The sequence below is a fragment of the Acinetobacter nectaris CIP 110549 genome, from assembly GCF_000488215.1.
Taxonomy (GTDB): domain Bacteria; phylum Pseudomonadota; class Gammaproteobacteria; order Pseudomonadales; family Moraxellaceae; genus Acinetobacter; species Acinetobacter nectaris.
The window spans coordinates 1,130,129-1,149,338 of record NZ_KI530712.1 but is presented as its reverse complement, the minus strand read 5'-3'; the positions used below and the strand labels follow the sequence as shown (position 1 = coordinate 1,149,338).

General features: G+C 40.6%; 17 protein-coding genes. 15 read left to right on the top strand and 2 right to left on the bottom strand.

All coding sequences use genetic code 11. The annotated features are described in order from the left end of the window. Nucleotides 1-24: 24 nt before the first annotated feature. The 12 genes from nuoC (at nt 25) to upp (ending at nt 14,491) form a co-directional block, all read left to right on the top strand. On the top strand, nt 25-1,815 hold the full coding sequence (gene nuoC / locus P256_RS05670) for an NADH-quinone oxidoreductase subunit C/D (protein ID WP_023272732.1): 1,791 nt from the start codon (nt 25-27) through the stop codon (nt 1,813-1,815). 12 nt (nt 1,816-1,827) lie between these two features. After that, on the top strand, nt 1,828-2,337 hold the full coding sequence (nuoE, locus tag P256_RS05665) for an NADH-quinone oxidoreductase subunit NuoE (RefSeq protein WP_023272731.1): 510 nt from the start codon (nt 1,828-1,830) through the stop codon (nt 2,335-2,337). Beyond that, nucleotides 2,334-3,668, top strand: coding sequence for an NADH-quinone oxidoreductase subunit NuoF (gene nuoF / locus P256_RS05660; RefSeq protein ID WP_023272730.1), 1,335 nt, complete (start codon nt 2,334-2,336; stop codon nt 3,666-3,668). Before nuoE ends, nuoF begins: the two co-directional genes overlap by 4 nt. An 11-nt stretch (nt 3,669-3,679) precedes the next feature. Next, nucleotides 3,680-6,370, top strand: a complete 2,691-nt coding sequence (gene nuoG / locus P256_RS05655) for an NADH-quinone oxidoreductase subunit NuoG (protein WP_023272729.1) — start codon at nt 3,680-3,682, stop codon at nt 6,368-6,370. Then, nucleotides 6,367-7,383, top strand: a complete 1,017-nt coding sequence (gene nuoH / locus P256_RS05650; RefSeq protein WP_023272728.1) for an NADH-quinone oxidoreductase subunit NuoH — start codon at nt 6,367-6,369, stop codon at nt 7,381-7,383. Before nuoG ends, nuoH begins: the two co-directional genes overlap by 4 nt. Before the next feature lie 18 nt (nt 7,384-7,401). Beyond that, a complete protein-coding gene (gene nuoI, locus P256_RS05645; protein ID WP_023272727.1) occupies nt 7,402-7,944 on the top strand; it encodes an NADH-quinone oxidoreductase subunit NuoI in 543 nt (180 codons plus the stop codon). After that, entirely contained in the window at nt 7,941-8,468 is a 528-nt protein-coding gene (gene nuoJ, locus P256_RS05640; protein ID WP_023272726.1) for an NADH-quinone oxidoreductase subunit J, read from the top strand. The genes nuoI and nuoJ overlap by 4 nt, the downstream gene beginning before the upstream one ends. Continuing rightward, nucleotides 8,461-8,769 carry an NADH-quinone oxidoreductase subunit NuoK gene (nuoK, locus tag P256_RS05635; protein WP_023272725.1) on the top strand — a complete coding sequence of 103 codons (309 nt, stop codon included), beginning with the start codon at nt 8,461-8,463 and terminating at the stop codon, nt 8,767-8,769. The genes nuoJ and nuoK overlap by 8 nt, the downstream gene beginning before the upstream one ends. After that, the gene (gene nuoL / locus P256_RS05630) at nt 8,766-10,661 is read left to right on the top strand and encodes an NADH-quinone oxidoreductase subunit L (protein WP_023272724.1); all 1,896 of its coding nucleotides are present in this window, start codon (nt 8,766-8,768) and stop codon (nt 10,659-10,661) included. Before nuoK ends, nuoL begins: the two co-directional genes overlap by 4 nt. A gap of 1 nt (nt 10,662) precedes the next feature. Next, nucleotides 10,663-12,264, top strand: a complete 1,602-nt coding sequence (gene nuoM / locus P256_RS05625; protein WP_023272723.1) for an NADH-quinone oxidoreductase subunit M — start codon at nt 10,663-10,665, stop codon at nt 12,262-12,264. After that, complete coding sequence (gene nuoN / locus P256_RS05620) at nt 12,264-13,748, top strand: NADH-quinone oxidoreductase subunit NuoN (RefSeq protein WP_023272722.1); 1,485 nt, start codon at nt 12,264-12,266, stop codon at nt 13,746-13,748. Before nuoM ends, nuoN begins: the two co-directional genes overlap by 1 nt. A 107-nt stretch (nt 13,749-13,855) precedes the next feature. Then, a complete protein-coding gene (gene upp / locus P256_RS05615) occupies nt 13,856-14,491 on the top strand; it encodes a uracil phosphoribosyltransferase (RefSeq protein WP_023272721.1) in 636 nt (211 codons plus the stop codon). Nucleotides 14,492-14,541: 50 nt separating this feature from the next. On the opposite strand, the gene gigC is transcribed toward upp, so the two are convergent. After that, nucleotides 14,542-15,438 (bottom strand): LysR family transcriptional regulator GigC, encoded by an 897-nt coding sequence (gene gigC / locus P256_RS05610; RefSeq protein ID WP_023272720.1) that lies wholly within the window; start codon nt 15,436-15,438, stop codon nt 14,542-14,544. 82 nt (nt 15,439-15,520) lie between these two features. Here gigC and P256_RS05605 point away from each other — a divergent pair, with 82 nt between their 5' ends. Both P256_RS05605 and P256_RS05600 read left to right on the top strand, forming a co-directional pair. Further along, nucleotides 15,521-16,282 carry a ferredoxin--NADP reductase gene (locus P256_RS05605; RefSeq protein ID WP_040331845.1) on the top strand — a complete coding sequence of 254 codons (762 nt, stop codon included), beginning with the start codon at nt 15,521-15,523 and terminating at the stop codon, nt 16,280-16,282. 6 nt (nt 16,283-16,288) lie between these two features. After that, a complete protein-coding gene (locus P256_RS05600) occupies nt 16,289-16,678 on the top strand; it encodes a hypothetical protein (protein ID WP_023272718.1) in 390 nt (129 codons plus the stop codon). 24 nt (nt 16,679-16,702) lie between these two features. On the opposite strand, the gene P256_RS05595 is transcribed toward P256_RS05600, so the two are convergent. Then, nucleotides 16,703-17,125 (bottom strand): hypothetical protein, encoded by a 423-nt coding sequence (locus P256_RS05595; RefSeq protein WP_023272717.1) that lies wholly within the window; start codon nt 17,123-17,125, stop codon nt 16,703-16,705. A 496-nt stretch (nt 17,126-17,621) separates the two neighbouring features. On the opposite strand from P256_RS05595, the gene P256_RS05590 reads away from it, so the two are divergent. Continuing rightward, nucleotides 17,622-19,196: a mechanosensitive ion channel gene (locus P256_RS05590; protein WP_023272716.1), complete on the top strand. Its 1,575-nt coding sequence runs from the start codon at nt 17,622-17,624 to the stop codon at nt 19,194-19,196. Nucleotides 19,197-19,210: the final 14 nt, after the last annotated feature.

Here is a 19,210-nt window from a genome sequence, read left to right as displayed (position 1 = left end):
ATTTGTAATAAGGAAGCCAAAACAATGGCTGAAACGGAAATTGCGATGCCAGACGAATCAAGCAAAGTTGATTCACGCCCAGCATTTGCCATCATAGAAGAATTAAAATCCAAATTTGGTGATAACTTCTATGTGCAACCGACGTTTGAAGATTTTCCAACGATTTGGGTTGAGCGTGCTCAAGTGCAAGACGTTCTTATGTTCTTGCGTACTATTTCACGTCCCTATGTCATGCTGTTCGATTTGTCGGCAGTAGACGAGCGTATGCGTCAACATCGTGAGGGACTCCCTGCCTCAGATTTTACAGTTTTTTATCATTTACTTTCGCTAGAGCGCAATGCAGATATTCGTATTAAAGTCGCTTTAAACGAAACAGATTTGAAATTGCCCACTGCAACAAATATTTGGCCAAATGCCAACTGGTATGAGCGTGAAGCTTATGACATGTTCGGTATCCATTTTGATGGTCATCCAATGTTACGCCGTATTTTGCTACCAACTTATTGGGAAGGGCATCCGTTACGTAAAGAGTATTCTGCACGTGCAACGGAATACACGCCGTATATGCAAAATCAGGCGAAGCAAGATTTTGAACAAGAGCATTTACGTTTTGTCCCAGAAGATTGGGGGCTGAAACGTGGCAATGATGATGAAGACTTCATGTTCTTAAACTTGGGGCCAAACCATCCATCTGCGCATGGTGCATTTCGTATTATCTTGCAACTTGACGGTGAAGAAGTAAAAGACTGTGTACCTGACATTGGCTACCACCATCGTGGTGTGGAAAAAATGGCAGAGCGTCAAACATGGCACTCATTTATTCCATATACAGACCGTGTGGACTATTTGGGCGGTTGCGCACAAAACATGCCGTATGTGATGGGTGTCGAGAAACTTGCAGGTATTACTGTACCTGATCGTGCGCAATGTATTCGCGTCATGATGTCTGAGCTATTTCGCATTAATAACCATCTATTGTTTATTGGTACAGCGATTCAAGATGCAGGGGGAATGACACCTGTATTTTATATGTTTGCCGATCGTCAAAAAATTTATGATGCAATCGAAGCAATTACAGGGTTTCGTATGCACCCTGCATGGTTCCGAATAGGTGGCACAGCACATGATTTGCCAAATAATTGGCAAAAGCTCATTCGTGACATCTTAGATTGGATGCCTAAACGTTTAGATGAGTATTACAAAGCAGCATTACGTAACTCTGTATTTATTGGACGTACCCGCAACGTTGCGCAATATAACGCAAAATCTGCCCTTGCATGGGGGGTAACAGGAACAGGACTGCGTGCAACAGGCATTGACTTTGATGTACGTAAGTACCGTCCATATAGTGGTTATGAGAACTATGATTTCGATGTGCCTGTAGAGTATGAAGGCGATGCTTATGCACGTGTCATGGTGCATTTTCACGAAATCAGAGAGTCATTAAAAATTGTACAACAGTGCTTAGACAATATGCCATCTGGTGCATATAAAGCAGATCATGCATTGGCAGTTCCTCCACCGAAAGATAAAACCTTACAAGATATTGAAACCCTAATTACCCATTTTTTAAGTGTGTCATGGGGGCCTGTTATGCCTGCGGGTGAGTCTTCTGTGATGGCTGAAGTTGTGAAAGGAGCGAGTAATTATTATCTCACTTCAGATAAAGCAACCATGAGTTATCGCACACGTATTCGTACCCCAACATTCACGCATCTACAGCAAATACCATCTGTCATTAATGGCAGTCTTGTTTCGGATTTAATCATTTACTTGGCAACCATTGATGTGGTTATGGCTGATGTGGATCGCTAGGGGATAATACATATGATGATTTTAACTGATCGAAAACCACGTGTGAATGTTGAGGGAATTTTAACGCAAGAAGAAATTCATGAGATTCAACATCATGTTGGGCATTACCCTTATCCACGTGCAGCATCTTTAGATGCACTTAAATGTGTACAACGTCGAAATGGGTGGGTAGATGATGCACAGCTTAACGCGATTGCACAACTGCTGACTATTAGTACTGCTGACTTAGAAGGTGTAGCAACATTTTATAATCGTATTTACCGCCAACCTGTAGGTAAGCACGTTATTTTACTGTGCGACTCGATTGCTTGCTTTTTAATGGGTGCAGAAACTTTAGCTGAAGCATTTCAGCGTGAACTGGGTATTCAGTTTGGACAAACTACAGCAGACAATCGTTTTACTTTATTGCCAATTTGCTGTTTAGGAAACTGTGACAAAGGGCCAACACTCATGATTGATGAAGATACACATGGGTTAGTAGATGTTGCCTCAGTCAAACAATTGTTGGAGAAGTATGTATGAATACGACACCAAAACCAATTTACGGCGATGGCAACCCTGAAACACATCCTTTAACTTGGCGTTTAAGCCAGCAAGAATATGTTCATTTGCTTGACGACTATGAGCGTCTAGACGGTTATGCAGGGTTTAAAAAAGCAATTACTATGCAACCTGCAGAAGTATTAGATGTGATTAAAGCTGCGACAGTAAAAGGTCGTGGTGGTGCAGGTTTCCCAGCAGGCATTAAGTGGTCGTTAATGGCACCCAATGATCAGAGCGGGCCACGTTATTTAATTTGCAATGCCGATGAGATGGAGCCGGGAACGTTTAAAGACCGCTTGCTCATGGAAAAGCTACCGCATCAACTCATTGAAGGGATGCTTATTGCAGGTTATACGCTTGAAGCAACGCATGGTTATATCTTTATTCGTGGTGAATATATTGAAGCTGCGCAATATCTAAATCATGCACTTGATCAAATTCGTGCCAAGGGGTATTTGGGTGAGAATATCTTAGACACCGGCTGGAATTTTGAACTTCATGTGCATACAGGTGCAGGGCGTTATATTTGTGGTGAAGAAACTGCACTTATTAATTCGTTAGAAGGTCGTCGAGCGAACCCACGTACAAAACCACCGTTTCCACAAGTTGCAGGGGCATGGGGTCGTCCAACAATTGTCAATAATGTTGAAACATACAACAACTTGCCTGCAATTTTGCTACGCGGTGCTGAGTGGTATGTTGGCTTGTCGGCAGGAAAGTCTAAAGATCCTGGTACAAAAATTTATGGTGCTTCTGGAAAAGTAAACTTTCCGGGACTTTGGGAGCTTCCTTTTGGTACAACGGCGCGTGAAGTGATTGAAGAGCATGCAGGCGGTATGCGTGAAGGCTTAACCTTAAAAGCATGGTTGCCGGGTGGTGCTTCAACTGACTTTTTAACGCCTGACCATTTAGATATTCCAATGGATTCAGACAGCATTATGAAAGCAGGCTCACGTTTAGGTACATGCTTACTCATGGTGTTTGATGAGCAACAATGTATGGTTGCCGCGACACGTAATTTAGAAGAGTTTTTTGCAAGAGAGTCTTGCGGTTGGTGTACGCCTTGTCGTGATGGTTTGCCTTGGAGTGTAAAAGCATTACGTGCGATTGAAGCAGGTGATGGGAAAATGATGGATATTCAGCATCTTCAAGAGCTCACAAAAAAACTATGGATTGGTAAAACGTTCTGTGCCCATGCACCGGGTGCAATGGAACCATTACAAAGCGCATTAAAATATTGGCGTGGTGAGTTTGAAGCAAAAGTGACGGATCGTCCTGTTGTTCAAACGACACATGCTGAACAAGCTTAAGGAATTCGACTATGGCTACAATACATGTCGATGGAAAACAGTATGAGGTCAATGGGTCAGAGAACCTATTGCAAGCATGTCTATCTTTAGGAATAGACATCCCGTATTTTTGTTGGCATCCATCTTTAGGTTCCGTGGGTTCTTGTCGTCAATGTGCTGTGAAGCAATATGCAAACCCAGAGGATACACGTGGGCGTTTGGTGATGTCATGTATGACACCTGCGTCTGACAATACATTTATTTCAATTGAAGACAAAGAAGCCACCGACTTTCGTGAGTCTGTGGTTGAGTTTTTAATGACAAACCATCCACATGACTGTCCTGTCTGTGAAGAAGGTGGTCACTGTCATTTACAAGATATGACAGTGATGACGGGGCATGATCGCCGTCGTTATCGCTTTACTAAACGTACTCATTACAACCAAGAGTTGGGTTCATTTATTGCGCATGAGATGAATCGCTGTATCGCATGTTACCGTTGTGTTCGTTATTACAAAGACTATGCAGGTGGTACAGATTTTGGTGTGTATGCCAATGCATCTCGTGTGTATTTTGGACGTCCTGAGTCAGGTACGCTTGAAAGTGAATTTTCAGGTAACTTAACTGAAGTGTGTCCAACGGGTGTATTTACCGATAAGACACATTCTGCACGTTATAACCGTAAGTGGGACATGCAGTATGCACCAAGTGTTTGTCATGGTTGCTCATCGGGTTGTAATATTTCTCCGGGCGAACGTTATGGCGAATTACGCCGTATAGAAAATCGTTTCAATGGTGAAGTGAATCAATATTTTCTATGTGATAAAGGTCGTTTTGGTGCAGGCTATGTCAATTTAGACAGTCGTCCTCGTCAGCCACAATTTAGAAATAAACATGAAGTTTCTAGCGTTTCAGTAGATGAAGCGCTTGATGCAGTGATTGCAACGTTGAAAGGTAAAAAAGTACTCGGTATTGGTTCACCTCGTGCGAGCTTAGAGTCTAACTTTGCGCTGCGTGAGTTGGTGGGTACATCATCCTACTCGACAGGAATGAGCCAAAAAGAGCAATCTCTTGTAGAGTTGGCTGTTTCTATTTTACAAAGTGAAGGAATTCATAACCCGAATCTACGTGAAATTGAAAGCTATGATGCGGTTGTCATTTTAGGTGAAGATCTAACGCAAACTGCACCACGTATGGCACTTTCGGTACGTCAAGCAGCAAAAAATAAAGCCAAAGAAATGGCTGCAAAAACACGTACACCTGCATGGCTTGCGGAGCCTGTTTTGCGTATTGGTCAAGATGAAAAATCTCCAATTTATATTTTGGCAGCAACACAAACACGCCTTGCCGATGTAGCAACGGCTGAAGTTGTCGCATCGCCAAATGATATCGCGCGTTTAGGTTTTGGTATTGCATCTGTACTAAAAGGTGAGCATGTTGTTGGTCTAGATGATGATGCTAAAACGTTTGCTGAAAGCATTGCTGATACGCTAAAAACAGCAAAAAAACCGCTTATTATTGCAGGGACAAGTTTACAAGATGCCTCAATTATGGAAGCAGCGGCTGAGCTTGTACAAGCCTTAGGTGATAATGCAGGTTTGAGTTTAGTTGTACCTGAAGTGAATTCGATGGGTGTGGCACTGTTAGATGGTCTAAGTCTCGAACAAGCGCTTAGTCAATCCTACGATGCGTTGGTTATTGTTGAAAATGACTTGTACAGACATTTACCAAATGCACAAGTTCAAGCGGCTTTTGAGAAAGCTGAACAAATTATTGTGCTCGATCATAGTGAAACAGCAACACTTCAACAGGCCAATATTGTGCTTTCTGCTGCGAGTTTTGCAGAGGGTGATGGTACGGTTGTTAGTCAAGAAGGGCGCGCACAACGTTTTTATCAAGTCTATGATCCAAGTTACTACAAACCTGAATATGCGATTAAAGAATCTTGGCGTTGGTTGCATGCAATTCAAACGGGATTGCGTGGTCAGTCAGTGTCATGGACTGTCTTAGATGATGTGATTGAGCATATTGTGAAACAAGTGCCAACGCTTGAAGCGATTCAAGATGTTGCACCAAATGCAGGTTATCGTGTTCATGGTTTAAAAGTAGCGCGAGAACCAAGACGTTACTCAGGTCGTACTGCTATGCGTGCGCCAATTTCAGTACATGAGCCAAAACAGCCTGTAGATTTAGACTCTGCACTTACATTCTCTATGGAAGGCTATGTAGGGCCACAAGATGCATCATCACTTGTGCCGTTTGCATGGGCACCGGGTTGGAACTCACCGCAATCTTGGAATAAATATCAGGATGAAGTGGGTGGCCATCTTAAAGGGGGTGATTCAGGTATTCGACTTTTCGATCTTTTGCCGAAACGTCCTGCACGCCACTATGTAACACCAGTTGCGACCAGCCAACGTACAGACAGCTTCCATCTTATTCCAATGCATCATATTTTTGCATCAGGCGAATTCAGTATTAAAACACCTGCCATGCAATCACGTATTCCAGAGGCAACGTTTGCCTTGGGTGAGCACGATGCAAAACGGTTAAATATTCAAGATGGACAGCAAGTTACGATTCAAGTCGGTGAAAGCCGTATTTCGTTGCCTGTGCATGTCATTGACTATTTGCCTGAAGGGTATATTGGTTATCCAATTGGGCAAGCACCGACAGTTTCTTGGGCAGAGCCTGTAGCACTTTCGTTGGGAGCACAGGCATGAACGAAACTTTACGTGTACTTCCGCAGTGGGCAACAGACTGGCCTGTTGCATACAGTGTAATTCAAGCAGTTATTATTTTATTGGTTGTGGTGGTTTGTGCGGCCTTAATGTCGTTTATTGAGCGCCGTTTGCTTGCGTTGTGGCAAGACCGTTATGGGCCAAACCGTGTTGGGCCTTTTGGTTCGCTACAAATTGTGGCAGACATGCTTAAGATTATGTTCAAGGAAGATTGGACACCTAAATTTGTAGATAAACTGACATTCCGACTCGCACCTGCGGTCGCAATGGCAACAGCTGTTTTATCGTTTATGATTATTCCAATCAGTCCTTATTTAGGGGTAGCCGATATGAATATTGGTTTGCTCTTTTTTATGGGCATGGCAGGAATAGCAGTCTATGCAGTACTGTTTGGTGGTTGGTCATCAAACAATAAATATGCACTATTAGGTGCACTGCGTTCATCGGCACAAACCATTTCTTACGAAGTGTTCTTAGGTATTTCTTTAATGGGTGTGGTTGCGATTGCAGGCTCATTTAATTTAAGAGATATCGTCGAGTCACAGCGCGATATGTGGAACATTATTCCACAGTTCATTGGTTTTATGGTGTTTGTGGTGGCAGGTGTGGCAGTAACGCACCGTCATCCATTTGACCAACCTGAAGCAGAACAAGAGCTTTCCGAAGGCTACCATGTCGAATATGGTGGTATGAAGTGGGGCATGTTCTTCGTTGCTGAATACGTCAATATTATTGTGATATCAGCATTAATTGTGACGCTGTTTTTTGGTGGATGGTTAGCGCCATTTAATCTTGATATACCGTTTATTCCAGCAGCGCTTTGGTTCATTCTCAAAACAGCATTTTTTGTCATGATGTTTATTCTTGCGCGCGGTTCATTGATGCGCCCACGCTATGACCAAGTCATGAATTTTGGCTGGAAAGTATGTTTGCCACTTGCACTCGTTAACCTTTTGGTGACAGGTGCTGTCATTCTACTTAGACATTCAGCCTAAAACAGCAGGGAGCATTTAATGATTAAAATTCTAGCTGGTGTTGGCTCAATCGTGCGTTCGTTGTGGATGGTGTTTAGCCATGCAACACGTAAGCGTGACACCATTTTATACCCAGACGTACCTGCAGAAGACATTGTTCCTCCGCGTTATCGTGGTCGTATTGTTTTGACTCGTGACCCCGATGGAGAGGAGCGCTGTGTAGCATGTAACCTCTGTGCGGTGGCATGTCCTGTCGGATGTATTTCATTACAAAAAGCAGAGAAAGAAGATGGACGTTGGTATCCTGAATTTTTCCGAATAAATTTTTCACGTTGTATTTTTTGTGGGATGTGTGAAGAAGCATGTCCAACCACGGCAATTCAGCTCACACCCGATTTCGAATTGGGTGAGTATGTACGCCAAGACTTGGTTTATGAAAAAGAAAACTTACTGATTTCAGGGCCGGGCAAATACCCAGATTATAATTTTTATCGTGTAACAGGAATGGCGGTTGCAGGTAAAGATAAGGGTGAAGCACAAAAAGAATCGAAACCTGTAGATGTACGGAGTTTATTACCATGATTTGGCCATTTTATTTGATGGCAGTCGTGGCCATTGTTTCAACCATTCGGGTTGTTACGAATACGAACCCTGTACATGCTTTGCTTTGTCTGATTGTTTCTCTGCTTGCCGTTGCAGGTATTTTCATGACAGTCGGTGCGCCGTTTGCAGGTGCGCTCGAAGTGATTGTGTATGCAGGTGCAATTATGGTTCTTTTTGTCTTTGTGGTGATGATGCTGAATCTTGGTCAGCACACCATGGAGCAAGAGAGAAAGTGGTTAAGCTCGGATGCATGGGCTATTCCTGCATTAATGAGTTTCTTACTTGGTTTAACGTTGGTATGGATGCTCGGCAGTGACTACAACACAAAAGGTGCTGTGCTTGGCACAAATTTAATTAGTGCACAAGATGTCGGGAAAGCACTATTTACGCAATATGTTTTATTGGTAGAAGTTGCTGCAATGTTGCTATTGGCTGCATTGGTTGCTGCCTTTCATTTAGGTAAACGTGAACCAACAGAAGAAAAGGAGCAAAGTCATGGGTAATATTCCTTTAGAACATGGCTTGATCGTTGCGACTATTCTTTTTGCATTGGGCTTTTATGGTGTGATGGTTCGCCGTAACTTCTTATTCATTTTGATGAGTTTAGAAATCATGATGAATGCTGCTGCTTTGGCCTTTGTTTTGGCTGGCAGTGTGTGGGGACAAGCAGATGGGCAAATTATGTTCATTCTAATACTGACGCTTGCTGCGGCAGAAGCATGTATTGGATTGGCACTTGTGCTTCAATTCTATCACAGATTCCATCATTTAGATGTGGATGCAGCCAGTGAGATGCGCGGATGAATTTTCTATTTTTAACAGTACTATTTCCGCTCATTGGTTTTATTTTATTGTCCATTGGGCGTGACAAGCTTTCAGAAAATACAGCTGCAATTATTGGTGTAGGTTCAGTTGGTTTATCAGCATTGTTTGCTGTGATTGCAGGCATCAGTTTTGTAGGTAGTGGTCAATCTGTTTTTGTTCAGCATTTATGGACATGGTTCGATGTCAATGGGTTTGCACCAGGCATTAACTTACAGCTTGATGGCTTATCGCTACTTATGATGGGAATGATTACAGGTGTAGGCTTTCTCATTCATATCTTTGCATCATGGTATATGCGAGGCGATGAAGGTTACGCACGTTTCTTCTCATATTTTAACCTGTTTGTTGCAAGCATGTTGGTATTGGTACTTGCAGATAACTTGGCACTCCTATTCCTTGGTTGGGAAGGCGTGGGGTTATGCTCGTATCTACTTATTGGTTTTTACTATGCCAACCCGTCTAATGGATGGGCTGCAATTAAAGCATTTACCGTGACGCGTGTCGGTGATGTATTCTTATTAATCGCACTCTTTTTGTTGTATCAACAGTTCGGCACATTACATATTCAAACGATTGTAACGCATGCGTATGATGTGTATGCAGGTCAGCATAATTTAGCTTTTTGGACAGCACTCATGTTGTTCTTGGGTGCTGCAGGTAAGTCTGCACAAATTCCACTACAAACATGGCTTGCAGATGCAATGGTGGGGCCAACGCCAGTTTCGGCTTTAATTCACGCTGCGACAATGGTAACAGCAGGGGTTTATCTCACTTGCCGTACACATACAGTATTTGAAATGGCACCTGAAGTGTTGCAGTTTATTTCTGTGACAGGTGCAGTCACTTTATTGGTTGCGGGCTTTGCGGCACTGGTACAAACAGACATTAAGCGTATTTTAGCCTATTCGACCATGAGTCAGTTGGGCTATATGTTTATGGCTGTGGGTGCAGAAGCATATCAAGCAGGCTTATTTCATATGCTTGCACATGCGTTCTTTAAAGCATTGTTATTCTTATCTTCAGGTGCAGTCATCTTAGCCTGCCACCACGAGCAAAACATTTTTAAAATGGGTGGTTTGTGGAAGAAGATTCCATTTGTATTTGCATGTTTTGTAATTGGTGGCGGTGCACTTGCTGCAATTCCATTTATTACGGTCGGTTTCTTCTCTAAAGATGCCATTTTAGGTGCAGTGTATGCACATGGTATGTTAAGCAATTTGCCTTTATACAATACATTGTATTGGGTAGGTGTTGCAGGTGCATTCTTAACCTCAATTTATACGTTCCGTCTAATTTGGATTGTATTTTTTGGCAAAGAAAAAACCCATGCACATGCGATTCATGGTGTGACGTATTGGGCGCCATTATCTATTTTATTTGTATTGTCTACGTTTGTTGGTGGTTTCTTAAAAACACCTGTTGCAAACCTATTAACGTCTGCAAGTATTCCTCAATTTCTTATTCCTGAACAGGCTGAAAGCGCCATTCATTCTGCTGAGCACACTGCTGTGATTATTGCCTTAATTGGCTTGGCGGTGGGTGTCGGACTGTTTGTCTTTGCTTATGGTGCTGTCAAATCATTTGCTAAAACTTGGTTCGGTGCAGGCCTTGTGCATATCTTAGAAAATGCATTTGGTTTTGATGCGTTATATAACATTGTATTCGTGAAGCCATATTTGTTATTTGCCAAATTGTTTGGCTGTGACCCAGTCGATCGCTTATGGCTCGTATTGCCTGCAATTGTAAAAGCAGGGAGTGGTTTTACAAGTTCACGTCAAACAGGATCGTTGCGTGAGTATGCATCAAGTATGTCCTTTGGCGTGGTGGTGTTACTGATCATCTTGATCGCTGTTCAGATTGTGGGGAAATAAAATGGAAAACAATTTAATTTTACCCGCACTGATTCTTGTACCTTTTGTTGCAGGTTTTCTGTGTTGGTGTGTCGATAAAGTCGATCAGCATTTACCACGTTGGATTGCCATGATTGGTATGGTGCTCACTTTTGTACTAACGCTCGTGTTATGGAGTCAAGGCAACTACCATTTTCAACTGGGTTCAGCACAACCTGTATTTGCATCTGAATTTCATGTGCCATGGATTACCAGTCTAGGTATTAGTATTCACTTGGCTGTCGATGGCTTATCTTTAATGATGGTTGGATTGACTGCACTGTTAGGTATTTTGGCTGTCGGATGTTCTTGGGGAGAAATTCAAAAGAATGTGGGCTTCTTTCACTTAAACCTTTTATGGAGTTTAGGTGGGGTGATTGGTGTATTTCTTGCCATCGACCTATTCTTATTTTTCTTCTTTTGGGAAATGATGCTTGTTCCAATTTATTTCCTTATCGCATTGTGGGGACATAAAGGCGAGCAAGGAAAATCGCGAGTATATGCTGCCACCAAGTTCTTTATTTATACCCAAGTCTGCGGACTCATTATGCTCATTGGGATTTTAGGGCTTGTTGTTTGGGGCTATATATTAACCAATGGTGTGGTGAGCTTCGACTACAGTTTCCTCATGCAAGTTGCACATAACTTACCACCAGAGTTCGCTTTTGGTTTTATGTTATGTCTGTTTATTGGTTTTGCGGTGAAGTTGCCAGTATTTCCTCTACATGGTTGGTTGCCCGATGCTCATGCTCAAGCACCAACAGCAGGTTCAGTGGACTTGGCAGGTATTCTAATTAAAACCGCAGCGTATGGTCTTTTACGCTTCGTTATTCCATTTTTTCCAACAGCGTCGGCACAATTTGCCGATACAGCAATTGTATTTGGTTTAATTGGTATTTTTTACGGTGCATGGTGTGCTTACCAACAAACCGATATGAAACGTTTATTGGCATATACCTCAATCTCACATATGGGCTTTGTGATTCTTGCAGTCTACGCAGGAAGTGTTTTAAGTTATCAAGGTCTTATGATCATGATGTTGGCACATGGTCTATCATCTGCGGCACTATTTATTATGTGTGGTCAAATTTACGAGCGTCTACACACGCGTGATTTACGCTTGATGGGTGGTATGCGCGGTCAATTCCGTTATTTACCATTTTTCCTCATGTTCTTTGTAGCCGCATTGGTAGGTATTCCGGGATTAGGTAACTTTATTGGTGAGTTCCTTATTCTTATGGGTTCTTATGCAAAGTTTCCAAAGTTCACAATTATTGCAGCCGCTAGTCTTGTTTTTGCGGGCTTATATGGTCTGATTCTCATTCATAAAACTTTATTTGGTAAACCGAATGAGGCACAGCAAGAGCATTATCCTCATCCACTGAAAGATTTAAGTGTACGTGAGATTAGCTTACTCATGATCTGTGTGGTTGGATTGGTATGGTTGGGATTATTTCCACAAACATTCCTAGATATTTCAAACTCTACGATGCATTGGTTGGCCAACAGTTATATTCCTGTGCACAACAGTGTTGAAGTCATGCAACAAGCAGCGACCCAACTTGACCATGTGGAGGTCCAATAATGAATTACTCTGCATTTATGCCACTTGCACCTGTACTTATTGTTGCAATAACTTCTGTGATTGTCATGGTTATTACGGCCATTAAACGTAATCATCATTTAATTGCAACAGTATCGGTCATTGGTTTGAACTTGGCTGGACTCTCTATTTTAATGACCATGTTTGGTGGTGGTTTTAAACCAGCAGACATTATGGGTATGTTTGTTGTCGACCCATTTACGATGCTGTATCAATTACTTATTCTAATTGCAGCATTGGCATGTTGTACGTTATCTCATGCATATATTGAAGGTTATAACAACAATAAAGAAGAGCTTTATATGCTCATGTTGCTGTCTGTAGTTGGTGCAATGCTCATGGTTGCAAGCAGTCATTATGCATCATTCTTTATTAGTTTAGAGCTGATGTCTGTACCTATTTATGGGTTGGTCGCATATACACATGAGCGTGAAAAATCGCTTGAATCTGGAATTAAGTATTTAATTTTATCTGCGACTGCATCTGCAATGTTACTGATGGGTATCGCATATATTTATGCCTATACAGGAACATTATCTTTCTATAATGGCTTTCAGCAGTTATTGCATTTAATTCAAACAGGCAATCCAATGGTCATTCTTGGTGTGGGTCTGATTATTTTTGCAGTTTCATTTAAGTTGTCTTTAGCACCATTTCATAAATGGACACCTGACGTGTATCAAGGTGCGCCTGCACCGCTTGCTACATTCCTAGCAACAGCAGCGAAAGTAGGCACAATTGGTTTATTGGTGAGGTATTTACTTGCATCGGGTGCAATGATTGCATCAATTACCTTTATTCTATCTATTATTGCCGTACTTTCGATTTTAGCGGGGAACTTACTTGCAGTACGTCAGTCCAATTTAAAGCGAATTTTGGCATATTCATCGATTGCTCACTTTGGTTATTTATTGGTGGCATTTGTCAGCAAGAATTACTTTAGTTTAGACAGCTTAAATATGTACATGATTACTTATGTACTGACGACCATTGGTGCTTTTGGTGTGGTCACACTTATGTCTAGTCCATATAAAGAAACGGGTGAAGCGGAAGGGCTATCTGCATATACAGGTTTGTTTTGGCGCCGTCCAGTTTTAACAGCAACACTTACAGTGATGATGTTGTCTTTGGCGGGTATTCCGTTAACTGCAGGCTTTATTGGTAAGTTTATGCTTATTAAAGCAACTGTAGATGCAGGGCACTGGTTCTTAGCAGCCATGATTATTGTAGGTAGTGGTATCGGGTTATATTATTATTTACGTGTAACCGTCGTTATGTATATGACACCACCGAAACATGTAAAAATTGATGCGGCTCATCATTGGGGGCAAAAGGCAGGGGGAGTTATGGTATTACTTTGCGCAGTCTTGGTATTGCTCATTGGTGTATATCCAGACCCAGTTCTTAAAATTTCAACTGCATCTCAAGTTTTAGCACCTATTCAAACTGTATTATTTAATCATTAATACGATTATTTAATCATTTAAAAGCTCTCAGTGATGAGGGCTTTTTTATTTCTAATAAAAACTCGTTATACTATGTCTAATTTGAGCTATTTTTTAGGGTGTTCCTCGTGCCAATCCAAGAAATTCGTCATCCACTGATTCGACATAAAATTGGCTTGTTACGCCGTGCAAATATCAGTACAAAAAACTTTCGTGAGCTTTCACAAGAAGTAACGATGTTACTGACATATGAAGCAACGCAAGACTTGCTTGTGGTTGATCAAGAAATTGATGGTTGGGCAGGAAAAGTAACGACACAGCGCATTGCAGGCAAAAAAATTACCGTTGTTCCTATTCTACGTGCAGGTATAGGCATGTTGGATGGTTTTTTAAATCTTATTCCAAGTGCAAAAGTGAGTGTGCTTGGTTTAGAGCGTGATGAAGAAACATTAGAAGTACGTACTTATTATAAAAAGCTCGTACCCGATGTTGCTAACCGTATTGCTATGATTATTGATCCAATGCTAGCTACAGGAAACTCACTGATTGCTGCCATTGATGTATTAAAAGCAAGTGGCTGTAAAGATATTCGTGTGATGGTATTAGTTGCTGCACCTGAAGGGATTGCAAAAGTTGAAGCACATCATCCAGATGTACGTATTTTTACGGCTTCTGTAGATCAAGGTTTAAATGAGCAAGGTTATATTGTTCCGGGTCTTGGCGATGCAGGCGATAAAATTTTTGGTAGTGTCCAAAAAGACTAAGTACACGTGTTGAGCAAATAAAAAAGGCACATAATATGTGCCTTTTTTATTTACATTTGCAATGCGCTTTGTGCCTCACAGAACTTCTTAAATGCTTTTAAACCCGGGCCTTGATATTTATGGTGGTGAATGAGCATATAGAGTGGACGTTTGAGCTCCCAAAATGGGGTGATTAATTCAACCAGTTGTCCTGTTTGTAGCATAGGTTTCAGTGCAAGTTTAGAAATACAAGATAAACCTAAGCCACCTGCAATAATTTTTAGAATTGCTTCGTTGTGTCCAAGCGTTAAACGAATGTTGGCACTGTCCAAATCTTTTAAAATAGCATTATTAAAGACATCGCGTGTACCTGAACCTTCTTCACGTAAGATCCACTCAATGTTTTCAAAATCTTTAATAGTGAGCGGTCGATCTAACTGGGCAAGAGGATGGTCAGGAGAGCAGCAAACAGATAACTCATCATCACGCCAATGAATAGTATGCAGTTGTGGAAGGTGGCATGAACCTTCAATAAGTGCGAGATCGAGTTGGAATTGACTCACCGCTTCAATCATTTGGCGTGTATTGCCCACTTGAAGTTGTAAGTGGGCTTGGGGGTGCTGACCTAAAAAACCTGCCATTAAGTCTGGCATGAGGTAGTCACTAATGGTGAGTGTTGCACCTAAACGAAGATCTATACTTTGTAATTCACCTTTTGCAATTTGTTCAAAAGACTCACAACGGCCTAAAATTTCTAAGGCTTGAGGAAGTAAAAATCTTCCTAAATCATTGAGTTGTAGTCTTTTTCCAAGTCGATCAAATAGCGGTGCACCTAGACCATCTTCTAGGTCAGCTAATGCCATACTTGCCGCACTTTGTGTCAATTTCACCGCATCACTTGCTTTGGTGACCGTTCCTTCTTGAGCTACGGCTACGAATACAGCCAATTGGCGTAAGGTCATGCGCATGGGTTGAAGCCTTAATTGTAAAAATATCAAAATTTCTGTGGTCATGCTAACATGGAGCTACATTTTCATGCACCTTGAAAACATGACTTCTGAAAAATTTAGTGTCGAAAAAGTTCTATCTGTACATCGTTGGGCAACCAATTTATTTAGTTTTACCATGACTCGACCTGCACATTTTAAGTTTACCGCAGGGCAGTTTGCGCGTATTGGTATACAAGTCGATGGTGAATTGGTTGTTCGTGCTTATTCAATTGTATCATCTCCTTACGATGAAACTTTGGAGTTTTTTTCAATAGTTGTACCTGATGGTGCATTCACTTCACGGTTGAAAGACCTACAAGTGGGTGATGATTTATATTTAGAAAAAATTCCATATGGTTTTTTAACTTTGGCACGGTATCAAGAGCCTGCACCTCAGGATTTATGGCTTTTAGGTACAGGTACAGGGCTTGCGCCATTTTTGTCAATGCTACAGGAATTTGAAACTTGGCAGAGTTATGCAAATATTTATCTCGTTTATAGCGTGCGCACACAAGATGAGTTGGCATATGTAGAAAAAATTCAAGCAGTGGCTGAAACATTTGGTGAAGGGCATCAGGGCTTTAAATTTATTCCAATTATTACGCGCGATGAGTTGGCAGAGTTGCACCATCGACTACCTGTTCTGATTGAAAATGGTCAATTAGAAAAAGTAGCAGGACGTAATTTTGACTCATCATCAAGTCACATAATGCTGTGTGGTAACCCTCAAATGGTAGAGGACACGAAAGAAGCACTCAAAGCACGTGGTTTAACAATGAACCGCCGTGGTGTGGGTAATATTGCTGTTGAAAACTATTGGTAAAATATTATGGCACACCCATCTTTAGGACCACATGAAGGCAAAGAATTAGAATTAATGCTACAGAATAAAAAAGAATTGGCATTGTTTTATACAGATAGTGAAGTGCCAGATGCATTTAAGCCATATCTTAAAAGTGGTAGATTACACTGTAAGACGATTAAATATGATCTGTTTTTAAAAGGTTTAGATGGAAAAATGTATCAGGTGATTCATTACATTATTTCACAGCAACCTGAGTCTAAGAATGTACTGAGATTTGTAGAGGTTTTGGCCGAAATTAAGCAAAAAGGATTTTGTCCCAATTTGGAACGTGAAGTAGGGCGGTTACTTGGGTATGATGATAAGGATATTGAATACTACATTCAGCACTATCAAAATAATCACCCCAATAAGTAATAAGAAATGTAATCTCTAATTATGTTAATGAACGAACATATCCATAAATGTACGGATTTCTGAAAGTGCGGTATCTATACTTGAGGTGAGCCAAGTCGGTTCGAAAAAACCACTGTAGAATTCAAGTCGATCTTGTGGAACAACGATGCGAATAGGGCACTCTTCATCGACAAGTCGCCATGGGATAATTGGTACATCCTGATCTATAAATGGTGCAACATCTCGAATATCGACAATCATTGCAACAATACAATCGGGATATGGCATCACGGAAAATTCTTCTGTACGACGTCTAATATACTCTAAGTCTTCCCATTTAAGCTGGTAGCCCTCTTTATAAAACTTCATCACACCAATCATATGCTGATCACGTGTGTAGTGAAGATAGCACTCATGCGTCACGTCAGTTGTTAAATCAAGAGAAACAGCTTGTAGCTTATATGGCATATAAAAGGGTCAGATAAAAGTGAGCGCGCAATTATAACTCATTTTAAAAAGAATATAGTAATATTCAGCGTATTCTACTTCAGACTATTATAAATATTAAAAGTGACGCACTGAAATTTTGCTTAAAAACTAAGCATACTTGGATTTGGGATAGAACTAAATTTTTTAAATTATTTTTATACTTATTGTTATCATCTTTTTGATTATGAGTAGATAGCTGTATACTTATAAAGAAGTCATGAGGTTAGGGTAGGTTATATCTCTAATAAATTATTGACGATATAGCCATAAAATACATATAAAAACAGGATAATCGAATAGGCTTACAGTGATATTATTGTGATGTGTATCTCGGTTTCTTTAATAAATGATATTGTTTTTATAGTGTTACAGTTATAAGCTAATACGAAGAATGAATGCTAAAGAAATAATGCACTTTGTTTTAATATAAAGATGCTTATATAAATGTGTAATAAAAACAAGAGGTTATAATAATATGGATGACTATCTGAAAAGTATGCAAGGGGGGCTTGATTTCCATTATTATTGGAGTCAATTCCAACCAATACTTGGCGCAATCATAATTTTTGTTATCGGTTGGGTATTGGCGCTTGCAATTGCTGCGGGTGTTAAAAAAGCACTTAATGCGATTGATACAAATAAGCGTTTATCTACAGCTACAGGTCAAACGCCTGAGTCTGATTATGAGGGTCTAATATCAAAATTTGTTTTTTGGTTTATCCTGATTATTGCTGTCGTTGCATCATTTAATGTGTTGAATATTAATAGCGTAAGTGGCCCATTTAGTGCCATGGTAACGCAGGTATTGGTCTTCATTCCAAATCTAATTTCAGCAGCAGTTATTGGTGTAATTGGTTGGGTTGTTGCGCGTTTAGCGAGAGCAGGTCTAAGCAATTTACTTGCAAAAACTGAGCTTGATGAAAAACTCAGTGGAGAAGTTGGTGTTCAACCAATTAGTGAAAATATTGCAGATATTATTTACTGGTTGATTTTACTTCTATTTTTACCAATTGTATTGTCTATTTTAGGCTTAACAGGTCTACTTGTTCCTGTTCAAAATATGGTAAATGAAGCTGTAGGCTTCCTTCCTCATATCTTTATTGCTGGTGTTATTGTTTTTGTTGGTTATATTCTAGCAAAAATTGTACGCGGTATTATTGAAGGTTTGATTAATAGCTTTGGTTTACAAGCACAAGTTGAAAAATTTGGTTTGTTTAAAAACACAGGCATTGCAAAAGTTCTAGGTTCTTTTGTTTCTGCTCTAATTATGATTACTTCATTAATTGTTGCATTCGAAGCATTAGGGATTCAGGCAATTTCTGATCCTGCAACAGCAATGTTAAATCAAATTATGTCTGCAATTCCAAATATTATTGCAGCTGGTCTAATTCTGATTATTGCTTATGTAGTATCACGTTTTGTTGCAAACCTTGTTAAAGATGTACTTTCTGGAACTGGTGTAGATGAGCTTCCTGCAAAAGTTGATGCTCAACGTTTCATGGGAACAACAAAAGTTTCAGGCATTGTAGGTTCTTTAATTGTATTCTTTACAATGTTATTTGCAGTTTCTGAAGCGGCAAATCGTCTAGGATTTGACCAAGTTAGTCATCTTATCTCAATTTTTATTGAGTTCGGTGCAAATATTTTACTTGGTGCAGTTATTCTCGTTATTGGTTTCTGGCTTGCAAATGTTGTTGCGAACATTGTTCAACGTGGCGAATACAAAAGCTCTCGTTGGTTAGGTTGCTTAGTTCGTGTGTTAATCATGGGCTTAGTACTTGCAATGGGCTTACGTGCAATGGGCATTGCAGATTCAATTGTAAACCTTGCATTTGGTTTAACTCTAGGTGCTGTTGCTGTTGCTTTTGCACTTGCATTTGGTTTAGGTGGTCGTCAACCTGCGGAACGTCTTCTTACAGATCTTATGGATAAAGCAAAATCAGAAGGTTGTGCTTTAGGTACAAAGAAAGAAACAGAAGATAAAACTGAGGTAAGCTCTGCGCCAAAGTTGAATGAAACGAATTCAACAAATGAAAATCCAAATGGTTAATACACCATAATGGG

Coding starts and splice junctions, on each gene's coding strand:
- nuoC (WP_023272732.1), top strand. CDS start 25: ATGGCTGAAACGGAAATTGCGATGCCAGACGAATCAAGCAAAGTTGAT.
- nuoE (WP_023272731.1), top strand. CDS start 1,828: ATGATGATTTTAACTGATCGAAAACCACGTGTGAATGTTGAGGGAATT.
- nuoF (WP_023272730.1), top strand. CDS start 2,334: ATGAATACGACACCAAAACCAATTTACGGCGATGGCAACCCTGAAACA.
- nuoG (WP_023272729.1), top strand. CDS start 3,680: ATGGCTACAATACATGTCGATGGAAAACAGTATGAGGTCAATGGGTCA.
- nuoH (WP_023272728.1), top strand. CDS start 6,367: ATGAACGAAACTTTACGTGTACTTCCGCAGTGGGCAACAGACTGGCCT.
- nuoI (WP_023272727.1), top strand. CDS start 7,402: ATGATTAAAATTCTAGCTGGTGTTGGCTCAATCGTGCGTTCGTTGTGG.
- nuoJ (WP_023272726.1), top strand. CDS start 7,941: ATGATTTGGCCATTTTATTTGATGGCAGTCGTGGCCATTGTTTCAACC.
- nuoK (WP_023272725.1), top strand. CDS start 8,461: ATGGGTAATATTCCTTTAGAACATGGCTTGATCGTTGCGACTATTCTT.
- nuoL (WP_023272724.1), top strand. CDS start 8,766: ATGAATTTTCTATTTTTAACAGTACTATTTCCGCTCATTGGTTTTATT.
- nuoM (WP_023272723.1), top strand. CDS start 10,663: ATGGAAAACAATTTAATTTTACCCGCACTGATTCTTGTACCTTTTGTT.
- nuoN (WP_023272722.1), top strand. CDS start 12,264: ATGAATTACTCTGCATTTATGCCACTTGCACCTGTACTTATTGTTGCA.
- gigC (WP_023272720.1), bottom strand. CDS start 15,438: ATGCGCATGACCTTACGCCAATTGGCTGTATTCGTAGCCGTAGCTCAA.
- P256_RS05605 (WP_040331845.1), top strand. CDS start 15,521: ATGACTTCTGAAAAATTTAGTGTCGAAAAAGTTCTATCTGTACATCGT.
- P256_RS05600 (WP_023272718.1), top strand. CDS start 16,289: ATGGCACACCCATCTTTAGGACCACATGAAGGCAAAGAATTAGAATTA.
- P256_RS05595 (WP_023272717.1), bottom strand. CDS start 17,125: ATGCCATATAAGCTACAAGCTGTTTCTCTTGATTTAACAACTGACGTG.
- P256_RS05590 (WP_023272716.1), top strand. CDS start 17,622: ATGGATGACTATCTGAAAAGTATGCAAGGGGGGCTTGATTTCCATTAT.